This window comes from Alkalibacillus silvisoli (assembly GCF_039521975.1).
GTDB classification, from domain to species: Bacteria; Bacillota; Bacilli; order Bacillales; family Alkalibacillaceae; genus Alkalibacillus; species Alkalibacillus silvisoli.
The window spans coordinates 13,236-34,234 of sequence record NZ_BAAACZ010000027.1 but is presented as its reverse complement, the minus strand read 5'-3'; the positions used below and the strand labels follow the sequence as shown (position 1 = coordinate 34,234).

At 37.0% G+C, this 20,999-nt stretch carries 23 protein-coding genes and 1 pseudogene; 6 read left to right on the top strand and 18 right to left on the bottom strand.

The window, feature by feature from the left end; genetic code table 11:
- Positions 1-142: 142 nt before the first annotated feature.
- Together ABDZ63_RS13645 and ABDZ63_RS13640 are read right to left on the bottom strand one after the other, a co-directional pair.
- Positions 143-631 (bottom strand): annotated as a pseudogene (locus tag ABDZ63_RS13645) (plasmid pRiA4b ORF-3 family protein); the annotation flags it as partial.
- A gap of 138 nt (positions 632-769) precedes the next feature.
- Positions 770-1,168 carry a DUF6933 domain-containing protein gene (locus ABDZ63_RS13640; protein WP_343784378.1) on the bottom strand — a complete coding sequence of 133 codons (399 nt, stop codon included), beginning with the start codon at positions 1,166-1,168 and terminating at the stop codon, positions 770-772.
- Between the two features lie 260 nt (positions 1,169-1,428).
- Between ABDZ63_RS13640 and ABDZ63_RS13635 the strand changes: the two genes are divergently transcribed.
- Positions 1,429-2,244 (top strand): hypothetical protein, encoded by an 816-nt coding sequence (locus ABDZ63_RS13635; protein ID WP_343784376.1) that lies wholly within the window; start codon positions 1,429-1,431, stop codon positions 2,242-2,244.
- Positions 2,245-2,305: 61 nt separating this feature from the next.
- On the opposite strand, the gene ABDZ63_RS13630 is transcribed toward ABDZ63_RS13635, so the two are convergent.
- The 9 genes from ABDZ63_RS13630 to ABDZ63_RS13590 all read right to left on the bottom strand — a co-directional run bounded on the left by ABDZ63_RS13630 (position 2,306) and on the right by ABDZ63_RS13590 (position 8,425).
- A complete protein-coding gene (locus ABDZ63_RS13630; RefSeq protein WP_343784374.1) occupies positions 2,306-2,608 on the bottom strand; it encodes a hypothetical protein in 303 nt (100 codons plus the stop codon).
- Between the two features lie 31 nt (positions 2,609-2,639).
- A complete protein-coding gene (locus ABDZ63_RS13625) occupies positions 2,640-4,433 on the bottom strand; it encodes an NPCBM/NEW2 domain-containing protein (protein WP_343784372.1) in 1,794 nt (597 codons plus the stop codon).
- Positions 4,426-5,100, bottom strand: coding sequence for a hypothetical protein (locus ABDZ63_RS13620; RefSeq protein WP_343784370.1), 675 nt, complete (start codon positions 5,098-5,100; stop codon positions 4,426-4,428). Before ABDZ63_RS13620 ends, ABDZ63_RS13625 begins: the two co-directional genes overlap by 8 nt.
- Before the next feature lie 551 nt (positions 5,101-5,651).
- Positions 5,652-6,143: an HIRAN domain-containing protein gene (locus ABDZ63_RS13615; RefSeq protein ID WP_343784368.1), complete on the bottom strand. Its 492-nt coding sequence runs from the start codon at positions 6,141-6,143 to the stop codon at positions 5,652-5,654.
- A gap of 72 nt (positions 6,144-6,215) precedes the next feature.
- Positions 6,216-6,416 carry a hypothetical protein gene (locus tag ABDZ63_RS13610; RefSeq protein ID WP_343784366.1) on the bottom strand — a complete coding sequence of 67 codons (201 nt, stop codon included), beginning with the start codon at positions 6,414-6,416 and terminating at the stop codon, positions 6,216-6,218.
- Complete coding sequence (locus ABDZ63_RS13605; RefSeq protein WP_343784364.1) at positions 6,413-6,643, bottom strand: hypothetical protein; 231 nt, start codon at positions 6,641-6,643, stop codon at positions 6,413-6,415. The genes ABDZ63_RS13610 and ABDZ63_RS13605 overlap by 4 nt, the downstream gene beginning before the upstream one ends.
- 156 nt (positions 6,644-6,799) lie before the next feature.
- Positions 6,800-7,024 carry a hypothetical protein gene (locus ABDZ63_RS13600; RefSeq protein ID WP_343784362.1) on the bottom strand — a complete coding sequence of 75 codons (225 nt, stop codon included), beginning with the start codon at positions 7,022-7,024 and terminating at the stop codon, positions 6,800-6,802.
- A gap of 72 nt (positions 7,025-7,096) precedes the next feature.
- A complete protein-coding gene (locus ABDZ63_RS13595; RefSeq protein WP_343784360.1) occupies positions 7,097-7,327 on the bottom strand; it encodes a hypothetical protein in 231 nt (76 codons plus the stop codon).
- 117 nt (positions 7,328-7,444) lie between these two features.
- Positions 7,445-8,425, bottom strand: a complete 981-nt coding sequence (locus ABDZ63_RS13590; protein ID WP_343784358.1) for a LacI family DNA-binding transcriptional regulator — start codon at positions 8,423-8,425, stop codon at positions 7,445-7,447.
- 773 nt (positions 8,426-9,198) lie between these two features.
- Between ABDZ63_RS13590 and ABDZ63_RS13585 the strand changes: the two genes are divergently transcribed.
- Positions 9,199-10,038 carry a hypothetical protein gene (locus ABDZ63_RS13585; RefSeq protein WP_343784356.1) on the top strand — a complete coding sequence of 280 codons (840 nt, stop codon included), beginning with the start codon at positions 9,199-9,201 and terminating at the stop codon, positions 10,036-10,038.
- A 125-nt stretch (positions 10,039-10,163) separates the two neighbouring features.
- On the opposite strand, the gene ABDZ63_RS13580 is transcribed toward ABDZ63_RS13585, so the two are convergent.
- A complete protein-coding gene (locus ABDZ63_RS13580; protein WP_343784354.1) occupies positions 10,164-10,601 on the bottom strand; it encodes a VanZ family protein in 438 nt (145 codons plus the stop codon).
- Between the two features lie 181 nt (positions 10,602-10,782).
- Positions 10,783-11,016 (bottom strand): hypothetical protein, encoded by a 234-nt coding sequence (locus ABDZ63_RS13575; RefSeq protein ID WP_343784352.1) that lies wholly within the window; start codon positions 11,014-11,016, stop codon positions 10,783-10,785.
- Positions 11,017-11,423: 407 nt separating this feature from the next.
- Here ABDZ63_RS13575 and ABDZ63_RS13570 point away from each other — a divergent pair, with 407 nt between their 5' ends.
- Both ABDZ63_RS13570 and ABDZ63_RS13565 read left to right on the top strand, forming a co-directional pair.
- Positions 11,424-11,951, top strand: coding sequence for a signal peptidase I (locus tag ABDZ63_RS13570; protein ID WP_343784350.1), 528 nt, complete (start codon positions 11,424-11,426; stop codon positions 11,949-11,951).
- 94 nt (positions 11,952-12,045) lie between these two features.
- The gene (locus ABDZ63_RS13565) at positions 12,046-12,966 is read left to right on the top strand and encodes a hypothetical protein (RefSeq protein WP_343784348.1); all 921 of its coding nucleotides are present in this window, start codon (positions 12,046-12,048) and stop codon (positions 12,964-12,966) included.
- 396 nt (positions 12,967-13,362) lie between these two features.
- On the opposite strand, the gene ABDZ63_RS13560 is transcribed toward ABDZ63_RS13565, so the two are convergent.
- The 4 genes from ABDZ63_RS13560 to ABDZ63_RS13545 form a co-directional block, all read right to left on the bottom strand.
- Positions 13,363-14,856 carry a tripartite tricarboxylate transporter permease gene (locus ABDZ63_RS13560; protein ID WP_343784346.1) on the bottom strand — a complete coding sequence of 498 codons (1,494 nt, stop codon included), beginning with the start codon at positions 14,854-14,856 and terminating at the stop codon, positions 13,363-13,365.
- Positions 14,857-14,878: 22 nt separating this feature from the next.
- A complete protein-coding gene (locus tag ABDZ63_RS13555) occupies positions 14,879-15,358 on the bottom strand; it encodes a tripartite tricarboxylate transporter TctB family protein (protein WP_343784344.1) in 480 nt (159 codons plus the stop codon).
- Between the two features lie 15 nt (positions 15,359-15,373).
- Complete coding sequence (locus ABDZ63_RS13550; protein ID WP_343784342.1) at positions 15,374-16,348, bottom strand: tripartite tricarboxylate transporter substrate binding protein; 975 nt, start codon at positions 16,346-16,348, stop codon at positions 15,374-15,376.
- A gap of 120 nt (positions 16,349-16,468) precedes the next feature.
- On the bottom strand, positions 16,469-17,605 hold the full coding sequence (locus ABDZ63_RS13545) for a PrpF domain-containing protein (protein ID WP_343784340.1): 1,137 nt from the start codon (positions 17,603-17,605) through the stop codon (positions 16,469-16,471).
- A gap of 165 nt (positions 17,606-17,770) precedes the next feature.
- Between ABDZ63_RS13545 and ABDZ63_RS13540 the strand changes: the two genes are divergently transcribed.
- Together ABDZ63_RS13540 and ABDZ63_RS13535 are read left to right on the top strand one after the other, a co-directional pair.
- Complete coding sequence (locus ABDZ63_RS13540) at positions 17,771-18,631, top strand: LysR family transcriptional regulator (protein WP_343784338.1); 861 nt, start codon at positions 17,771-17,773, stop codon at positions 18,629-18,631.
- Positions 18,632-18,718: 87 nt separating this feature from the next.
- Positions 18,719-19,897 carry an MFS transporter gene (locus tag ABDZ63_RS13535; protein ID WP_343784336.1) on the top strand — a complete coding sequence of 393 codons (1,179 nt, stop codon included), beginning with the start codon at positions 18,719-18,721 and terminating at the stop codon, positions 19,895-19,897.
- 249 nt (positions 19,898-20,146) lie between these two features.
- On the opposite strand, the gene ABDZ63_RS13530 is transcribed toward ABDZ63_RS13535, so the two are convergent.
- A complete protein-coding gene (locus ABDZ63_RS13530; protein WP_343784334.1) occupies positions 20,147-20,998 on the bottom strand; it encodes a transposase in 852 nt (283 codons plus the stop codon).
- Between the last annotated feature and the right edge of the window lies 1 nt (position 20,999).

Below are 20,999 nucleotides of genomic sequence, written 5' to 3'. Positions count from 1 at the left end.
CAAGGGCGGATTTAAGCGAACGCTCAATTAATTGGGCGTTCGCTTAATTATCGAGAAGTTCATCCAATTATCGTCGATTTCGCTTAATTATTAAAAAAATCGCCTAATTCCACAATAATTAGGCGATTTTTCTTATTAAACTTTATGCCAAACGCTCGAGCTTTCGATTAACCCACACGATATCAAATTCAGGCTTCCACAAGCTTGCCCACAGTTTCATATGGGGATGGTCTGGATCATTTTTATCATTAATAATTCGTAAAAACTCCAAATAGCCTGGAATTCCACCGACATCTTCTGGTGGTCCTGGATGTTCACCATCTAAGCACGTTGCATGTTGCGTAGAGTAGCCCTCGATTGTCCGTTCGACAACAACATCATGCTCCCAGTTATCTCCAAAATCATAAACATATTTAAATTTAGTCCCAATTTCTAGCCGTTCACCCAAACGTGTTTCCAATAGTTCAGAGCCAATCTCAATTTCATCATCACCAATTTCGAAATGATACAGGTGGCTGTCTTCCCATTTAAATGCAGTTTGAATTACATCATGAAATTGTGAGAACGTGATGTCATTACGAACAATCAGCCGTCTCCAAGCTCTATGACTCCCCAACGCCAAACTCACTGTAACTTCAAATGCATCATTTTAAAAAATCGCCCTACCCGAAAACTTCTCAAGCTCTTCAAACACCTCACGATTAGGCATGATATAACTACATTGTCCATTACCAGTTAAAAAACGGCTCCAAAACTTGCTAATACCCACTTAAACTCTCTCATCATCGCCCAAATCGTCCACAATCATTTCCAGTTCCTTTACACGCTGAGTCATAGTAGAAACCATCTTTCGTGACTTCGTATGAGTAAAATTTACCTTACCAGCCGCTTCAAAATACTCATCAATAATACTCTTTTCAATTCCCTCAGCCTGTAACACTTGGTTAATGGCTAAAGAAATACGCTCAGACAAACGATGGAAATCAGCCACCTTCACACCATAAATCAAAATCGAATAACGAGAAATGTCATTCACTAAAACAACCGCTTTTCTCCTACCCAATTTAATCACATTAGCATGCCAATCAAATATGGAATCCCTCTCAATTCGCTCATCTGCTTCGACCTTCATTTCACTTAACAACTTTTTCGTACATTGAATTTGCACTTGTTCAACTCCGAATACTCATTAATATTACTACTAGTTTAACATAGTACAGTGTGTGCTAGAGATGGCTGTAATAAATTCAATTTCTGAAGAACCTTTATTCGACTGAGTCTATTTTAGCTTCCTAATATAAAACACCCACTCCAAATGTCCCTCGCTTTTTTTGTCAACCACATTAATCTTTCATAAATTATGTCAGCTTTTGATAATTTATGTTACAATTTATAGAGATTTTGTATTAAAACTAAAGGAGTGTTTTTATGATCACATTAGTATGTGAAAATTGTCAGCACCAACAAGAAGAAGGGAGGTTTTGCGAGAATTGCGGGAAGCCAATTTCAAATGATTCCGGGTCTAATGAATCACCCGATCAACAAGAGGACCAGAGTCAGGATCAGGGTCAGAGTCAAGCTAGCGAAAGTAAATCTTCAAATGCTCAGCTTGATCAGGCAAAGAACTTTACCAAAAACTACTGGGAATATTTTATTTCAACCTTAAAAAATCCTAACCTAGCATTAAAACAACAAGAAAGCTCGTACATAAATGGAATTATTACATTAGTTATTATGTCATTAACTCTATCATTAGGTGTTTATTTCTTACTCAACGGGTTATTTAGTCAATTGGTAGGCGGATTTGGTGTAGATGAATCAGTCCCATTCTTTGGTACAGTTAGTCGTTTAGTTCTAGGTACAATCCTCATTGCTGGTACTGGGTTATTAGCATTAATTATTTCTTTAAAGATCGGTAAAGTTAATCAATCATTTAAAACAACACTCGCGCAATACGGAGCATTGGCCGTACCATTTTCAGTTTTAGCTATTTTATCAATCATTACTGGCTTAAGTACATCGGCTCAATTTACTCTAATTCTTCTATTTGCGAGTTTAATAGCATTCACTTTAGTAGCGCCTGTGCTGTTAACCACTTACAACTTGACTAAATCAGGTGAGAATGGCCAGTTTGTCTATAATAGTATCGCGAGCTTTTTTATGACAGTAATATTTATGTACATTCTATTTAACTTTTATATCGACAGTTTAGTAAACAACTTAGAAAATATGGTTATGTTTTAAGTTTTAACAAAAAAGCAAGTTCCTCCATTCAAAGGAGGGACTTGCTTTTTGTATGCATCAATTATTCCACACGATCGTAAGTTTCCTGATCCCCTGTTGTCATTGACTCCATCGTCAACTCATCACCACTCACACTAATTTCCATCGTATCTGTTTCGCCCATAAATGTTATTTCGTACTCATCGCCACTTAAGTGCTCATACTCTATTTCAATTGGAAAGTCACCTTGAATGGACATAACTCCATCTCCAATTTCCATCTGCTCACCATCTAACTCCCACACACCTTCAATATCGCCAGAAGATGAACATGCTGTTAAAAAGATTACTGTCATAGTCACTAGAATAAATAGTACTTTTTTCATTTTAATCAACCTCTTTTTCCTTAAAATAATTTTACTCAACTGCTGGTTCTTCTAATATAATTTCTTGTCTTCCTTCAGAACCTCTATCTGTACTAATTTGAATCTTCAATTCTGTTACGCCTTCTACATCTATTTCAACATCTTGTGCATCATGATCTTCCTCAATTGTTGTTGAATAAAGCTCAACTTCATCATCATCTTCAACTGAATAGACTTCAAATTCCGTCGTTCCATAATCAACACCACTATTTCCTTGGTGAACATGAAGTGTCGTAGTAAATTGATCAAACCGGTCATTTAATGTATACCGATTGACTGCACTTGCACGCATAATAAGTGAATCTTCTTTAACTCTATCACCTGATTGGTTAATTAATTCTCTATCATTATGTTCATCATATAAATTAGACGAGGTACGATGTGTTCTATTTTCCAGATCAGCTACAAACACAGGATCAGAAACCTCATACAATTGTCCATCAGTCAAATCAACTGATAAATGGTGTTCAAATAACATTAAGTCTATATAATTATGAAACTCTGTAATGGGATCACTGAAACTATGATTAATTTCAAAATCTTTCTCCGTATCTGCATAAAGCTCTACCTCATTAGAGCCAAACCCTCTAGTATCATTCTCTTCTTTTGTAAAAGGTAAATAAGCCCTTGAAGTTTCATCAATTGTTATATCTTCTTCAGCCTTGATCACGCCTGTAATTTCAATATTATGGTCTTCAACAAAGAAACGATCTATTTCTACTTCAAAGTTATCACCATCTAGAGTCCACTCTGGCCTATGCAACTCTTTGATCGATTCAATTCCAGGGATTTCATACTCACCATCAGTACCATCAAAGGCTACTTGAATAGCTTCTTCTTGTTCAAATGGAGCTTCAACATCCATTCTCGAGATATCATCTACTTGAATGTCACCCCCCATAGTTGAGAAGTGATATTTAGTAATAGCTTTGTCTTCTAATAATCTAGTTTCAGCTAATGAACCACTCACAGTATCACTATCTGAAAGAATCATTCTTGGGCTAAATGCCAGCTGATCACTAATATTTTTGTAATAATCATTGAAGCTTATAACGACTTCTACTCCACTATCAATATTTCTAACTCCTTCAACCTCTATAGATCCTTCATCGTTATCAATTACCGTTTCATTCCAACCATCTACAATCTCAGGAATAAAAACAAAACGTTCTCTTTCTTCAGCGATCATTTCATCATATTCACTAACGACACCTTCTCTAATCTCTTCTGGCATCATTTGATGTAAACGATTCATTTCATTTAATTGCATTTCTGCTTCTGCAAAATTCTGTGATTCTAAATCACTTTCAATACCTTCTTGCAACGAAGGTAACCAATCACCTAAAATTTCTTCACTTAACTCATCACGTTTACCCTCTAAATCTTGGTACATATCTAGCTGTGTCATATCTTCAAATCGATTAAGCGTTTGATCTATAGAACTAAGTGCATGACTATACAATTCTATATCCCGATCTTCACTAGCTGTTGCCTCATCAACATGTTCCATTGCAGAATTATACATCTCTTCTAATTCAGCAATGTTCTCACTCATATATTCTGCTTCATTAAGCATGCCACTAACAAGGTTAATACGGCCTGTTTCATACTGATCTCCTACTAACCCTTCTTCTAACTCCTGTAACTTAGCAATTGCTTCGTCATAGTCCATATCATTCATTTGATCAATAACCGTTTCTAAATCATTCTGAAAAGCATCATCTGAACCACAAGCCATTAATAGCATTAAACTAGCTATTGAAAACGTAAATAATACCTTACGCATCTGTGTCACCTTCTTTCTTAGCTTCCTTAGCCGGTAACATATTATTTCTCCTTAAATAGAAGAAAACCCCACCTGCTATAGGTAATAAAAGGATCATTCCCCAACCAAGTACACCAAGACCACTACTCGGCTCAAATACTAAGAAAACTTCACCACGAGATTCAACTTCTACTGTGTCGTCATTAACTAACTCTAACTCCTCAGAATGTGCTACAATTTCACCAGAAACCTCCACTCTCGCTGTTTCAAAATCTTGCAAATCACCAGGAAGCCTCACAAACAATGCAGTGCTATCTGATTCAAACGCTTCCATTTCCTCATCAACAATATGTAATTCATCTAGCCTTGAATCTCCTGCAACCACATAATCTGAGACGGGTATTATGTACGAATTAGGGTCAATAGCACTAATATTATCAAATTGAAAGCTAGTCCTTATTGAGTTACTACCTTCATTCACTGAAAACCCAGACACCTGATCTGAATCTTCTACCTGACTTTCTAATTGGCTCTCAATTTCACCCGGAGAAATCATTCCATTATTAGGAATCTCCATAAATACTTCTCCTGATCCATCCTTTTCTAGTTCTAAAGTCATTTCACCACACGCAGCTAAAACCATGATGCCTGACAAAAGAACCAACAACAATAATCTGTTGCTTCTCATTCGGATATCCCCCTCTATCTATATAAGTATATATCACGAGTAATAAAGTACCATTATACGACAAAAAATTCAATATTTTTCACAATTATTTGGGATATAAGTTTTAAAATCTCCGGTTGGGTGTGATTGATGGAGTATGTGGTAAATGAAGTAATATGAAATCGCCTGATTATTTAGGAATCAGGCGAAATTTCCGTTATTCAGGCGAACTTCACAATAATCGGGCGAAATTTCGAATATTCAGGCGAAATTATCATTTTTCAGGCGAACGCCTAATTAATTGGGCGTTCGCCTAATCAACCCGTTAATCGGGCGAAATTCCTAATATCTAAGCGAAAATCTATAGGGGGAAGAACGTGTAAAGGGTGAAAGTTTTTAAGGTTATACAACGTTCTTATATACAAATTGTGGTCAAGCTAAAAGGAGCACCTTTGGATTTGCAAAGGTGCTCCTTTTATTTGCCTTGGAGAGTGTAATCTAAACTGCGTAAGTAGAAGAGCGTACGGATTCTTTTTTCATCTCTACCCAAAATACTAATTAAGTGCCAAATGTTACGCTATCTCCTTAAATATAAAACTATCTAGATTTTTGCGATAATATTGGTTGGGGTTATTCATTTCAACAGTAGCAGCTAACTCAACCTTCACCCACCATTGTGGTGTAAAATTAGGACGAACTTGCTTAACAGTTAACTTCACCTTTTCCTGATTTTTCAACAAGGCATGGACTGCCTGTGCATAAATTCCAGGAATATAACCTACATGCATATCATCTATGGTTAATACTTTTACTGCAAAAGGATCAAATTGATTACCTTCCTCTAACTGCGCAACCAATGAATCACCTTTATTGATAATTGAATCCCAATTAGTTGGCAATCCTTCACTATGTCGCATGCCATTGATATAAAAGTTAGAATAAAGAGTTTCACCAGTTAACCGAAGGGGCTCTTCAAATGAATAAGGGTCACCAGATAAAGTGCCACGTGTTTCACGTAACAAATCCATTCGATCAGCATCTTGTGGTAAAAATAGCTCATTCAATATATTTTCATAGCCAATACGAGATTGGTCGGGAATTCGTCGATTAAAAGTAGTAAAAAGCTTCTCAGAAACTTAAGTTTTCTCTAAGTCTGGAAAAGCAGGGTGTAAACGATAACCTTTACTTAAAGCTTCATAAACATTTCGAGGGGATTCACTTTTATGACTATATTCGAAGGTGTACACTTCCCCATCATAACTAAGTGTACCAATTTGATAATAAAAGTTATTCTCATGGTTTTTCCAAACGAATAACAGGGATTTTATAGCAGTCATAAAGTAACCTCCTTCCTATACAATTCAAACATCTTATTAAGTCTAAACCTAATTTCTGCTATTTCTTCAGGTGCTAATGTCCCACCATGAGGATAATCCAATATTCCCCTTATTTTTCTACTGTATTCTTCAACAAGGGATTTAGCAACTATTGGACCATCGTCTTTAGACTCTAATTCATAATACACTAATAAATCTTTAGCACTCGAAAAAATTAATGTTTCCATTCCTTGTATTTCTTACCTAGTATGCTTTTCACTCACAACTAAACTCCCCTACTCTATTATATACCCAAAACTTAAATTTAAGGAGCACTCTCATGTAAATATCAGATTGCTAACCGCCCCCAATATAATAAACCCGCTTTATTATTCAAAGCGGGCTTACTGACTCTTCCTATACTTCCTCTCACTCTGCGAAGTATTTTGGCTTTTTCGTTTGTTTTTCTGCTTTTGATTCTGTTCCTCGATTTTCACATCTTCTAGCGGTGGTTCGTCGACAAATTGAGCGTCCTTGTATTCGTGAATTGGCGTGCGGTCTTCTTCGTATGCGCCTTTTTTCTTACGATCAACGCTTTTCCCTTTGTGATTATTTTTGTGTTGGACCATTTTAACACCACCTATTAATCGGGTTTTGTATAATGTTTTCCCTAAGCGACCAAGGTGTTAAACATTCGTCTCTCAACGAAACCTCCTCCCCACCAGACTGGCCAACATCACCAACTCTTCATCTTTTACAACATCACGAAAAAAACCACTCCGAGTTAGCATGACCATCGTCTTTCGGAAATCGTCATAATTCCCCTCCCTCAAAAGCACTGAAAATGCCATCATCAGTAATCGTCTTAATAACCTTGTCTTATAATCATCTTGTTGAAGCTTATCTATAAGACTCAAAAGCTCATTTCTCATATAATCACCACTTTTCATTTGTAGTCTCTACTAATACAACCGACTAGAAACTAGAAAAGTGTTAAAAATAAAAGCACCCACTCGCGGTTAACACGAACGTGTGTGCTTTCTTTCTATCTATCTTTTAGTTGATTGACGCTTGAGCAATTGTAATGGGAAAAGGTTTTCTTTTTGTTTAATTGTTTTCCCTTCTATTAACGTGATTAAGGCTTTTGCAGCATCACGGCTCATTTGATAAATCGGTTGTGAGAGGGTGGTTAATTCTGGGGATGTCATCTCTGTTAAATCGATGCCATCAAAACCAATGATCGCTAAATCTTCGGGGACTTTCAGGTTTAATGATTCTGCGGCTTTTAATACACCGACTGCCATAGCATCATTCCCAGCAAAAATACCATCAATTTCAGGGTGCTTGTTTAACAATTGCTTAGTTACTTGTGCGGCCTGTTTTTGTTCAAAGTTGCCCGATACAACGAAACTGTCTTGAAACCAGTCTCGACCATTTACTACTTCTATGTATCCTTCATATCGTTCTTCAGAATTGATAACTTGATCTGGGCCTTTAATATGGGCAACTCGCTTGCACCCCACATCGAATAAATGCTCTGTCGCAACCCTTCCACCGTCACGATTGTCAATTACGAAAGCGGGCATCTCTTGATGAACATTACGATCTAAGGCAACCATTGGGATATCACACTCATCAATAAACTCTCGCTCAGCCATATTCGAAACAATAATCACACCATCGACATATTTTTGCTTCATCACATCAAGATAAAGTCTTTCTTTTTCCGGGTCTTCATCACTATTACAAAGAATCGTCGTAAAGCCTTTTTTAATTAAATAATCTTCAACACCACGAACTAATTCTGGGAAATATGGGTTCGTAATGTCAGGGACAATAATGCCGATCGTCTTGGATTGCTTCTTAAAAAGGCTTCGTGCAACCGAATTAGGCTTATAATTCAGCTCCTCAACTGCCGCTTCTACCTTCTTACGCGTATCTTCATTAACATATCCATTACGATTAATAACCCGCGAAACCGTCGCCACCGAAACTTCCGCATGGTGTGCTACATCTTTAATAGTTGTCATAATAATCACCTTAATAGCCTATCAATTCGACCTGTAACCGGTTACACATCATGTAAAATATATAGGGGACACACTGCCTGTAACCCGTTACAGATAATTTTATTAAACAAATAAGTCTTTGTAAAGATGAATTTTTTAAAATTTAACATTTTAAAATATAAAAGCCTGAAACAAGTGGGTGTTAAGTGTTACTAAAATACGAACACTTGATGACTTGTGTATGATAAACAGTTACGCAAGCGGATCATTTTTATCAGCGTTCACGACACTTTTATCAGCGTTTGGCAGCTTTTATCAGCGCTCCACAACTTTTATCAGCACCCAGCGACTTTTTTCATTTCCACTGTATTTCTTTACTTTTCAAATACCCTAATCAAAAAACGCCACACTCTCTATTAAAGTGTGACGCCCAACTCGTATTTTTCTGTTTAAACAATTGTAAGATCCCACCGAATTGATGGAATCTTACATTCCCCCATTGGAAAGTCCCTGTACTAAATTCACCCCATGCACGAACTCAAGTCTATGTACCCATGCAATTCGTGCTTAATGATAGTCTAGCAAATTTAAACTAGTAATTCAACAAATTTTAACAATAGAGTGAATTTAATTACAATTTAGTTTATGGTTTTTAATTTTTAGCAAATAATCTCGGGAAATTGGTAGAAATCTTCTATTATTTATGATTAATTTAAACTAGGACTTATTATATGAAGAAAAACTTCGCATTAATAATTTTACACATACTGAACTTTTAATTAATAGGAGGCTATATGAGAAAATCATTTGTTATTATAGTTATGATCATATTACTCTTAGCAACCCCCAAGCTAATCCTTGCAGATGATGACGATGAGGGTGGTTCACCTAACAGCAATGAGACTCATGAGGACGATGGACCAATTGATGAGGACAATTCTTCAGATGAAAATGAAGCAGAAGAAGATGACGGGCCAATAGACGATGGCGATCCTACTGATGAAAATGACCCTTCAGACAATGACGCTGATGAAGAAAGTGATGAGTCTGGTGAGTCTGATGAAAACGGCGATTCTAGTGAAGATTCAAATGGTGATCAAGAAGAATCCCCTAATGAAGAGGACTCTCTCGACAATGGTTCTTCTGATGGAAACGACTCTTCTAACGGTAGTGGTTCTGGCGGGGATAGCTCGCCCAATGGTAATAATACTAATGACAATAATAATACTAATGATACTAGTCCATCTAACAACCCCTCTTCAGATGAGGAATCTTCTTCTGATTCAGTAGAAAATGATACAATCAATCAAAACAACCAATCTGAACTTGACGAAGAAAATGAAGATGAAGACGCTCGAGAAGAGGATGAGGACGAAGAAGATGATGAAGATGAAGATGAAGATGAAGCAAAAGAAATTCGTGAGCTCTTAGGATCAGACATGAGGTCATCATTTATTAGATTTGGGCAATATGAAGGCTTAGACAACTATGAAGCAAGAGAAAGAAGAGTAAATAGCGAATTCTCAGAAAGACAAGCATCAAGCCCGGGTTCAACCCACACTTTAATGCTCCTTGGTTCTATGTTGGCTGTCCTTGGATTAAGCGGCTATGTTGCCTGGCGCTATAATCGCTAATTGTATGAGGTTGGGACTCATAATTGAAAATTTGAGCGCTGATAAGTTGGCTCGGGCGCTGATAAATTGGCTCGAACGCTGATAAATCACTCCCGAGCGCTGATAAATTCCGCTCGGGTCGCTGCTCACCTACCACTCTTTCTACCCAATCTCACCACACCTAAATAAACCAACACACCCACACTCGCTCCTATTGTATCTAAAATAACATCGCTCACTTCTCCAGATCGCCCTGGTATGTATAATTGATGGACCTCATCTGATATTGCATAAAGTAAACAGATGAACACACTAGCAAGTGCACTCCTCTTAATCGAAATACCACTCACTCTTAATCCGTTTATAACCAGAATCCCCAGCACAAAATAAACGAAAAAGTGCGCACCTTTACGGACTAAGAAATGAACCCAGTCAGAATCACCTTCTATAAACGGAGCTATGGATATAACTAAATCGACAACACTTCCACTTAGTTCACTCGACTCTTCAGCTGGTTGATGAGAAAAGTAAAAAATTAAAGCCATCCATAAAAGGACAGCGCCCCAAGAAAAGATTTTATTCATAAGTACTTTCTCCTATAAACTACCTAACAAAATTATGTATAAATTTTAACCCCACCAAAGCCCAATTTCAAGGACTCAGGTGGGGGTTTAGGTGTGTTTTAACAAAAAAATCAATGGTCGAATTTGATCTTTTATTTTAACTACATTTATTTCGCAAGTGGAAACCTAAGTTAGATCACCACTAAACAGTTGTTTTCTTCTTTCTTTTAGCTTCCCATTCTTGTCGAAGTTCTTCTTTCAAGACTGGGATATAATCAAATACATTTAGAGGGACTGCCCCCTTAGTTAATTTGAATAGCCTTCTATGAATCCTAAGCATTTCTTTAAAATATTCACCATCACGCGTTTTAGCATAATTATAGTACGCGTCTACAAACTCAGCTTTTAAGTCTGCTTCAGTTTTACCAGCGCTCACTCAACTTTCTCCCTTCTACCCCAATTGAAATTTCATCATATCCCTTAAAACAGTTAGTTCACTCTACCCCCTCCTTTTATATCATAAAAGATACAAAATATTACATTAATAATTATACTCAAAAGGGAGAAAAAGTAAAGAAAAATTTTCGAATTTTCATGAAAAGGGGAATGTTTTTTGTGTATTTGCATGAAAAATTTAAAAAACTGCTGCCATCCTACGGCAATTTCAAAGCTCCACCTTTAATTTTCTCTTAGCTGCTGCAATCTATTATTATTAATAAAACACTCAAACCTTCATTCTCCCTACTTGATTCAAAAGATTATTAAAATAGGTCATATCATCCATATTTTGTCCATACAATGTGAGTAAATGTGGATATCAAAAGTAGGAATGGAGATAAAAATATGGTCAAACAAATTAGCAAATGGATCTTTAATAGTTTTCTAGTCTTACTTCTTCTGACCTTTGTACTAGCTTTCTTAACAACATTTCAATCTCAAAATCAAGACCCTCCATCAATCTTTGGCTTTCATCTGTTGAATGTTTTATCTGGAAGCATGGAGCCTAAAGTTTCACCTGGAGACATCATTATCGTTAAAAATACAGATGCGATTGAAGAAAATGATGTCATTACCTTTCGTGATCACCAAAATAATCTCGTTACCCACCGCGTGATTGATGTAATCGAAGAAAGCGGAACAGCTCATTATGAAACAAAGGGAGATGCTAACAATACCCCTGATCACATCCTTGTTACAAATGAAGAAATTGTTGGTAAACTATCATTTTCCATTCCAAAAGCAGGCTATATGATGGATTTTCTAAAAGGGCCCTTTGGTATTTTCACCCTATCGATGATTTTTCTAATTAGTATAGGTTATCGCCCTATCAAAAGACTACTATCGACAGAAGGTAAAGAATCTAAGGGTTGATGTAGACTTAAGGAGGTGAGTATAAAAGCTACTACACCCATGATCAACACACAAAAACTATTAAATTATCTAATTATTTGAAGGAGGAATATGTATGAGAAAGAACAAAAAGCTATTTATCTTAATTGGTGCTTTAGTTTTTGCCATTGCACTATCTGGAACAATTGCTTACTTTACATCAGAGTTTTCAAGTGAGGACAACACAGCAACAGCAGCTTCATTTGATGTCGATGTTGTCAATAGTGATGGACAAACAATTGGTAATGGGGACTTTGATTTAGGTGACGATCTATACCCTGGAATGGATGAAAAAGAAGTCTATTCCTTTGATATTAACAAAAACAATACCGAACTACCTGTAGAATACAGCGTCGACCTAAATACTAACGGAGACTTATTCCCAAGTAATGGTGACTCTCCTGTCGTACTCACTATGGAAAGAATGATTGATGGTAACTGGGAGGAAGTAGACCATTCAGAAACATTCACACCAGAGAACGACACTGAACAATACCGTATTCTAGTGAACTGGCCACATGGAGACAATGACATCGAATTCCAAGGGGCTAGTGGTGATATTGCTTTAGAGGTTGTTGCAACACAAGTAGATGGTGAAGATGATGACGGGCAAATGTATACTGGGGAAATTGATTGGAGGTCATCATCATTTGACTGGAGTCACTATACAACATCAGATCAAGAAATTGAATTTTATACCAATGACGATGGCTTAAAAACAATTAACATCTATATCTCAGATGATGAAACTTTTTCAGAAGATATTGGCGACTTCTCGATCACAGAGTATGAAGCGGGTGAATATAGAGTTGTCAGTGAAAATGACACTTATACACGCCCTAATGGCGGATGGATTGTAGAAGATGGTACCATTGAAACATCAGAAGACGGTGTTGTTGTATTTCATAAGCGGGACCGTTATAATAATCCTGAGGTTGAGAATGATGTTTACATCTCCATCAAATCAGATGATCTACACGACTGGTTTACGAATTAAGGTGTGAACTAGATCCATCCTCTTAATAAGGGTGGTTTATTATAGAATCATTTAAAGGTCAGCTGAGTAGTTCTTGGCTGACCTTTAAATATGTTGTGATCTTCTCTCTATTTTATAAAAATCAATGTTTGCTGTTTGGTTATCCACAGTGCTTGGATTATCTCAAAATTGCACTCTCTCTTTATGGATTATTTAATGGGTCGTCATAGTGACCACAACTTCGTGAACTACCTACCACTTACCACCCTTACTGGTTGCTTGAAGTGGGGGCTTCTTGGGTTACAGTAAATGGGTTGTGGGAGCTAGCTATCTACATATGAAAGACACTTCCCACCCAACCTCTGCGAAATGAAAAGTGCCTATCTATTTAAAAGGTTATTCGCTATCTTTTTTAGATCATGTGTGATTCTCTTTAATTCTCGTCATTAGTCGGTTTTGTATAAATGGTGCTGCTAGACTTAGAACTGCTAATATCAGGAATATTAAAGCAATCGGGCTTTGAACAAATACTAAGTAATCACCAGATGACATAGATAAAGCTCTTCTGAAGTTAGTCTCTATATACCCTCCTAGTACTAATCCAAGTACAGTAGCTGGTGGTGAGAAGCCATAGACTTTCATTAATAAGCCAATCACACCAAATAGAAGTACAACTCCTACCTCAAAAGTATGATTACTAATAGAGTATGCGCCCACAAATACTAGTGGGAAAATCACCGATAAAAGAATTGGTGGTGGCGTTGCACTAATTCTAATTGCAGGTTTAATGATTAAATAACCTATTACCAACATGGTAAATTGGGCAATTAGCATACCTATAAATAATGAGTAAGGAATCTCAGGTGTTTCTGTAAACATAATGGGGCCAATAGAAATTCCATGAATCATCAATGCACCAATCATAATAGCTGTCGTTGTAGAACCAGGTATACCAAGGGCTAAAAGTGGTACCATGGCTCCACCTGTTACAGCATTATTAGCCGCCTCGGGTGCAGCTACTCCTTCTAGTGAACCTTTACCGAATTTCTTTTTATTTTTCGACCATCTTTTCGCTTCATTATAAGCAACCCAAGAACCGATCGTTCCTCCGACACCTGGCATAAGGCCAAAGAATGTTCCTGAAACCGACCCAATTGAAGTTGCTTTCCAAGTGGATCGTAATTCCCTGTAAGTAGGGAATTGGGTTGATACACCTTTCGAATAGTTTTTATTTTGTTGTTTTTTGATGGCCATTAAGAACAATTCACTGACTGCAAAAAGTCCAATCAGCACTGGTAAAATTTCAAGGCCTGTACTAAGCTCTGGCATACCAAACGTAAATCGTTGTTCCCCTGTAAAAGGGTCTAAACCAATTGACGCTAGCATAAGCCCAAATATTGCTGATATTAAACCCTTAACGATACTATTAGAAACGAGTGATGCCACTACTGTAATTGCAAATACGGAGAGCGCAAAATACTCCGGTGCAGAAAATGCTAAGGCAACTGAAGCTAATGGAATAGCTAGTAATATAAGAATAATTACACTAAAGATTCCACCAATCGTACCAATGATTAATGAGGTCCCAAGTGCCTTACCCGTATGACCACTTTTGTGAAGGGGATAGCCATCCAATACGACCGCTGCGTTAGATGCTGTTCCGGGAGCTCCAATCAGTATGGCTGGAATTCCTCCACCGTATTCAGCTGCTACATATGTACCTGCTAACATCATTAAAGCTAAGGCAGGTTCCATTGTGAATGTAAAAGGTAAGAGTAGTGCTACTGCAATCGATCCTGTAATCCCTGGAATGGCACCACCTATAATCCCCCAAGCCACTCCGATAACAATAACCAGAAGAGCTTGCCAGGAAATGGCATATTCTAAACCTAATATGAGATTATCAATCACTTGTTATGCTCCTCTCTTCAAGTTAAAAGAGTGTTGGAAGAAGTACATTCAAAACTCCACTAAATAATAAATATAGAACAACTGATACTGTTACAGATGTTAATCCAATTTTCCACCAAGTTCTCTCATGTAAAATTAACATCAACGCAACAATATATAGAGTTGTAGCTAAAATAAAACCTATTGAGTCAAGAACAAAGATATATACAACACCTAATAGAATAATAGAAATAATGGTCATTTTATTTTTAAATGACATATACTCTGGTTCATCTTCTTCATCCTCTACTTTCTGTGAAGCCATATTCATTTGTTTAAACACTTGTTGAAATAGCAAGATTGAACCTAGGACAATAAATGAACCAGCTAACAACCTTGGATAAAAAGCTGGACCAAGAGGGTCTTGGCCAGTACTCGTTTGGCCAAGGCTTCCTGAACCCCAAAATAACCATACCCCTATTCCAATTACTATTAGAGATGCGATAAAAGTTCCCTTATTCATGTAGATCGTCCCTTTCTAGTCTAGAAGTGAACGTACGAAGTCATCCATTTCTTCAAGATTGCTTCTAAACTCATCACGCGGTGCATAATCAGGCTGAAGTCCTTGCTGTTCGTATACCTCTTGAAACCCTTCATCTTCATAAGTGTCTTCTAATACTTCTGCTAAATAATCAACGATTTCGTCTGGTGTATCACCATGAACGACTAATCCACGAGATAAAATTGGAGCGACATCCCAACCTAATTCCGTTAAAGTTGGTACATCTGGCAAGTGTTCATAACGCTCTTCAGTTAGAGCCCCAAGAACCTTTACAGTCCCACTATCAATTTGACCTTGAAGCGCAGAATATTCACCAAGTGCCACATCAATGTGTTCACCAACAATTTGTGTTAGTGCATCTGTACCACTATCAAAGCTTACTGTATGAGGGTCTATCCCCGTTTCTTCTAATATCATAGAGATTGAAATATTATCTTTACTACCCGGAGTCGCAGTAGCCCACTGTAATTCCTCTGGGTTTTCTAATTCGTGATTAATAAGTTCCTCTGCATCATCGAATTCAGAATCAGCATAAGTGTAAAGGAATTGCGGCTCAGTGAACATTTGAGCAACTGGCTTAAAATCCTCATGAGAAATATCTAAGTCGTTCATAACTGGAGAACTAATAAACGTTGCACTAGTTCCTAATAAAGTATAACCGTCTGGATCTGTATTATTTAGTATATGATTCCATGCATTGGCACCTGAAGCTCCTTCCCGATTTTCTACAACTACAGAAACATCTAAAAGCTCTTCCAATGGTTCAGCTAGACTTCTAAGGAAAATATCTCCCCCAGAACCAGGACTAGAACTCCATATGATTGTAATATCATCATCAGGATAACCATCAAGCACATCTTCACCACTAACATTTTCATCCTCATCCGCACCACAAGCTGTAATAAATGCCAATGTGAATGCAATTGAAGTAAACAAAATCCACTTTTTCATGAAAATCCCCCTCTGAATTTTTATTATTCCACAAATTTTCTAACTATTAAATGACTTTGCGCTTTTAATCACAAATTAATCTAACGGCGACCGTATTATTGGAATCATTTACAATTTAAGCTATTTCTTCTTAGGAACAAACAATTCACCTTTAATCAATCGTCTTGCAGTCCTGTCGTAACCTACAGACTCTACGTCTTGTTGATTATCTTTTAATGAGCAGCGAATAACCGCAACACCATCAGGATGCCCAATTCGGATTTCTGTCGCTGATGATGGGACATTGGTGACTTTATTTGGAATCGTACCTTCAAGTAAAACGGATGCTGCTAGATTCATCAGTCCACTTCCTGCAAATGTGCGGTGAACACGACTCATAGAAATCATCTTTGCTAATATATCTACTTCCTCTTTCTTCACAAGTTTGCCTGAAGTTGTAACATAATCTTGTGGTTCAGAAACACAAGCAATCTTAGGTACAGCTGGATATACATTTCGAGCCTCATCCATATCTTTTGCAATCCCAGTTTGTACGGTTGCTTGATCACGAATATTATTTAAAGTACTAATAATATTCGGATCACTTTTCAATTCATCCGTTGATACAGTACCTGACAACCCAACTGATTCCGATTTAACATACACGACGGGATTCACGGCATCCGTAAATGTAAACTCAATTGTCCCCTCTTCTCCCTTCATTTCGTTAGTAGGGCCTAAAGGCAATATTGAGTCAGTTACACCGCTACTTGGATCCAAAATATCAATCTCAATTCTAGCACCAGGTTCAACTAAACCAGGCACCTCATAATCTCCATGAGCTTTAGCAACACCATCTTCTAGAGGTACCTTAACTTTTATAATGCTGTCAGTATTTGTATTATAGAGTGTCACTATTGAGAATGCGCTTTCATTTATTTGCACTAAATTCTCATCAATTGCAAAAGCACCTGCAGCTCCCATTAAATTCCCACAAGTACCACGATCATCTACTACTTCTTCACCCATGCTGAGCTGGTAGAATGTATAGTCAACATCCACACCTTCACGGTCAGAGGGGGCGATGACAACGACTTTACTCGTGTGTGAAGTTCCACCACCTAACCCATTGATCTGTGACTCATCGTGAGAACCTATTCCATATAAGAATATCTGATTACGCAGCCCCTCATCGTTGGGTAAGTCTCGTTTATGAAAAAACAACCCCCGACTCGTTCCACCTCGATAAACGACACATGGCACACTAATTTGCGACATATAACTCCTCCTTTGAATACATTTCTAGTTGAAAATAAATTTGAATAAATCTATTTTTCTGTATATTAGGAATTATATGTTACTATAGATAAAAAGAGAAATAGCAATTTATTATTATTAGCCATAACAAAATGGAATACCTTATACACATAGGAGGAAATAAAGATGGAATTCAGAGATTGGGAAATACTTAAAACGTTAAATGAAAACAAAAACATAACCAAAACAGCCCATTCGTTATACATCACACAGCCGACAATCTCAAAACGAATGAGGAAAATGGAAAGCGAATTTGGATTTAAAATCATTACTAGAGAAGCTCGAGGGATTAGTTTTACTCCAAAGGGTGAGTATATCGCAAACTACGCTGAAGAGATGCTAATTCGCCTAAGACAAATCAACGAAGACGTTTTGAATATGGACAATAACTTTGAAGGGACCTTAAGAATCGGAGCATCTAAGTTAGTGACTAGATACAAACTTCCAGCTATTCTAAGTGAATTCCAAAAAAAATATCCTAAAGTGAAGTTCAAAGTCATTACTTCCAGTAGCTTAGAAATAGAGGATATGGTTCAAAACAAAACCGTACACGTTGGGATAGGAAGAGGTGACTATTCAAATGCAATAGAAAAACATATGCTATTTGAGGAATCGATTAATATCGTCTCAAAAAATGAACTTACTTTAGATGAACTTCCAGACCTCCCTAGAATTGATTATCATTCAAATTATAAAACACGTGCAGTTATCGATGACTGGTGGATTGAACGCTTTTCAAAACCGCCACAAGTCGGGATGGAAGTAGGAACAACAGATACATGTAAACAAATGGTCATGCACGGACTGGGCTATGCTGTTCTTCCAAGTATCGTTTTAGAAAACTCAATCCACTTTTTCCGAATACCGATAAGTATGGAAAATGGAAATCCTTTAAAACGTCGAGCCTTCTTGTTATACCAACGTGAATCATTAGAACTTAATATCATTGACGCCTTTGTCAACTTTGTAAAAGAATTCGATTTTTAATATTATCATTTGCTCATATTTCGAATTTAGGTCATAGATAGTAGTTGTTTTACTAAATAAATTTGAAGTCTACGTTGAGGTGTTAATGTGAATAAACGAACCCCTATTTATTTTATTTTTCTATGTGGCGTTCTACACCAAGCGATTGTACAAGGTATTCGTCCCATGGTTCCGCTACTAGCATTTGATTTAAATGCTAGCGCCATAGAGATTGGACTTATAGCTGCTAGTTTCTCGCTTATCCCTTTATTTCTTGCTTTTAAAGCAGGGAAAGTTATCGACAAATTTAAAGGTAGCCTACCTATTTCCCTAGGTTTACTGACTATCAGTTTTTCTTTGATCATACCGTTTATTTGGCCGTATCTATCAATTTTATATATATCCCAAACCTTATCCGGTATAGCTCACTTATTTATAGTTATAGCTTTTCAAAATACTCTAAGTCAGTATGTTGACATAAGTAAACGTGATCACTACTTTGGTTGGTTTAGCTTTTGGGTATCCGGGGGACAATTAATCGGGCCCCTAATTGGGGGAATCATCTCTGAAAGTAGCATTTATAATACTTTTTTAATATTTTCGGTGACATCGTTTGTAGCTACAATTCTATGCTTATTACTGCTTAAACAACAAATGAATCATGAAGATCAACCACAAAATGAGAAAAAACCTACTAAAAAGGCAGAGGATAACTCATATTCTGCTTTAGATTTAATTAAAATCCCTGGAATGTTTAAATCTATTTCTGCTAGTATGTTCGTGCAATTTTCTAAAGATGTAATCATTACATACTTCCCACTATTTGCATCATCCCATGGAGCGTCTACAACACAGATTGGCGCACTCATCAGTTTGCAAGGTATAACCTCCATGTTCATACGGATGGTACAAGGCTTCATATTAAAGCATGTTAATCGTTTTACTGTGCTTTTTATCTCTCTATTGCTTAGCGGAATCTGTTATATGACTCTACCAATTAACGATTCTTTCATTTATTGGACTATCATTTTCTTATTTTTGGGAGCAGGAATGGGATTAGCGCAACCATTATCAACAGTTGCGGTTATTAATTTATCACCAGATAACTTCAGAGGTAGAGCTTTAAGTATACGTATAACAGGAAACCGAATTGCACAATCTATTAGTCCAGTATCATTCGGTTTAGTTTCACAATCTTTGGGACTGGCTCCTATATTTTTCATTTGCGGGGGGATCCTTCTGCTTGGTTCGTTTTATGTAAAGTCTGGGGTAAAAGATGCTGAATAGAAAGGAGGAAACCAACTTTCAAAAAACCCTAAAGATTGGTTTATAAATAAAGTGAATAATTATATACTGATATAAACCATTATAACTTGAATACTTAAATTCATACCTCTTATCCCTGATAATAATTCCTTGAAAGGATTTTAGCTTATATTTTATAGACGAGAGAAGCGCAGGGACGGTTCTCGTGCTTCCTGAAAACTTAGTCTATTGGAAAACACTAGGAAGCACGTGAACCGTCCCGCAGATTCCCTACGCCTTAAAGACAAGGTTAGGGGAAACGCCCAAAATTCTCGCTGCTTGTCTTTGGGAAACACCGTTTATCCGCTTTACTTTTTTCAATAAATCATTCCTTTCCATCCTTGGCAAACCCTTAATTTGCGGTATCTCTACTTCACCAAGAATCTTTCTAATTTCTGCCCGTGCCTCTTCATCGGATAACCTTGGTTTATAGATAGACTCATCAAGACACTTGTCAAGATTTCTTTTTTCATTAAACACTTTAAACGCTTTCCTCTTCATCTCCTTATCGCTTGAAAACATTCCTAAAACAAATTCAGCATCCAATAATCCTAATGGGTACACTGTTTTTCCATAATACCCGCGACAGCTGCTCCAGTTCCATGCCTCAACCTGATCAACGATACCTGCTTTCAGTGGGTTTTGGTGGATATACCTTACGACTGCCCTTAAATACTGATTATTCTCAACATTCTCACTCTTAAACCTGTCCTGAAACAGATGCCCTTTTATGCTATACTTCCAATTATAATAAGAAGCAAAGCTTACCCCAACCCGCTTCATTGTAATCGAAATATCTTCATTTCCCTCTTGCAATAATAAGTGAACATGATTGCTCATTAAACACCAAGCATACACAGACATATCCGCTCTCTTCTTATATTTCAAAACGGTATCAAGATATTTTAACCGGTCACCATCATCATGAAAAATATCTTGACCTCCCGTCCCACGCCACATAATATGGTAGATCCCAGTTTTGCTTTTTACTCTAGCTTTACGAGGCATTTTTATCACCACTCTGTAGGTAGATTGTTTACTATTTTTAAATGAAAGCTCATCACCACTAAAACCCTCGTACATA

What these genes read in the sequence shown, in the direction of transcription:
- ABDZ63_RS13635 (WP_343784376.1), top strand. Translation starts at nt 1,429, where the DNA reads ATGATCACATTAGTATGTGAAAATTGTCAGCACCAACAAGAAGAAGGG.
- ABDZ63_RS13630 (WP_343784374.1), bottom strand. Translation starts at nt 2,608, where the DNA reads ATGAAAAAAGTACTATTTATTCTAGTGACTATGACAGTAATCTTTTTA.
- ABDZ63_RS13625 (WP_343784372.1), bottom strand. Translation starts at nt 4,433, where the DNA reads ATGCGTAAGGTATTATTTACGTTTTCAATAGCTAGTTTAATGCTATTA.
- ABDZ63_RS13620 (WP_343784370.1), bottom strand. Translation starts at nt 5,100, where the DNA reads ATGAGAAGCAACAGATTATTGTTGTTGGTTCTTTTGTCAGGCATCATG.
- ABDZ63_RS13610 (WP_343784366.1), bottom strand. Translation starts at nt 6,416, where the DNA reads ATGACTGCTATAAAATCCCTGTTATTCGTTTGGAAAAACCATGAGAAT.
- ABDZ63_RS13605 (WP_343784364.1), bottom strand. Translation starts at nt 6,643, where the DNA reads ATGGAAACATTAATTTTTTCGAGTGCTAAAGATTTATTAGTGTATTAT.
- ABDZ63_RS13600 (WP_343784362.1), bottom strand. Translation starts at nt 7,024, where the DNA reads ATGGTCCAACACAAAAATAATCACAAAGGGAAAAGCGTTGATCGTAAG.
- ABDZ63_RS13595 (WP_343784360.1), bottom strand. Translation starts at nt 7,327, where the DNA reads ATGAGAAATGAGCTTTTGAGTCTTATAGATAAGCTTCAACAAGATGAT.
- ABDZ63_RS13590 (WP_343784358.1), bottom strand. Translation starts at nt 8,425, where the DNA reads ATGACAACTATTAAAGATGTAGCACACCATGCGGAAGTTTCGGTGGCG.
- ABDZ63_RS13585 (WP_343784356.1), top strand. Translation starts at nt 9,199, where the DNA reads ATGAGAAAATCATTTGTTATTATAGTTATGATCATATTACTCTTAGCA.
- ABDZ63_RS13580 (WP_343784354.1), bottom strand. Translation starts at nt 10,601, where the DNA reads ATGAATAAAATCTTTTCTTGGGGCGCTGTCCTTTTATGGATGGCTTTA.
- ABDZ63_RS13570 (WP_343784350.1), top strand. Translation starts at nt 11,424, where the DNA reads ATGGTCAAACAAATTAGCAAATGGATCTTTAATAGTTTTCTAGTCTTA.
- ABDZ63_RS13565 (WP_343784348.1), top strand. Translation starts at nt 12,046, where the DNA reads ATGAGAAAGAACAAAAAGCTATTTATCTTAATTGGTGCTTTAGTTTTT.
- ABDZ63_RS13555 (WP_343784344.1), bottom strand. Translation starts at nt 15,358, where the DNA reads ATGAATAAGGGAACTTTTATCGCATCTCTAATAGTAATTGGAATAGGG.
- ABDZ63_RS13550 (WP_343784342.1), bottom strand. Translation starts at nt 16,348, where the DNA reads ATGAAAAAGTGGATTTTGTTTACTTCAATTGCATTCACATTGGCATTT.
- ABDZ63_RS13545 (WP_343784340.1), bottom strand. Translation starts at nt 17,605, where the DNA reads ATGTCGCAAATTAGTGTGCCATGTGTCGTTTATCGAGGTGGAACGAGT.
- ABDZ63_RS13540 (WP_343784338.1), top strand. Translation starts at nt 17,771, where the DNA reads ATGGAATTCAGAGATTGGGAAATACTTAAAACGTTAAATGAAAACAAA.
- ABDZ63_RS13530 (WP_343784334.1), bottom strand. Translation starts at nt 20,998, where the DNA reads ATGTACGAGGGTTTTAGTGGTGATGAGCTTTCATTTAAAAATAGTAAA.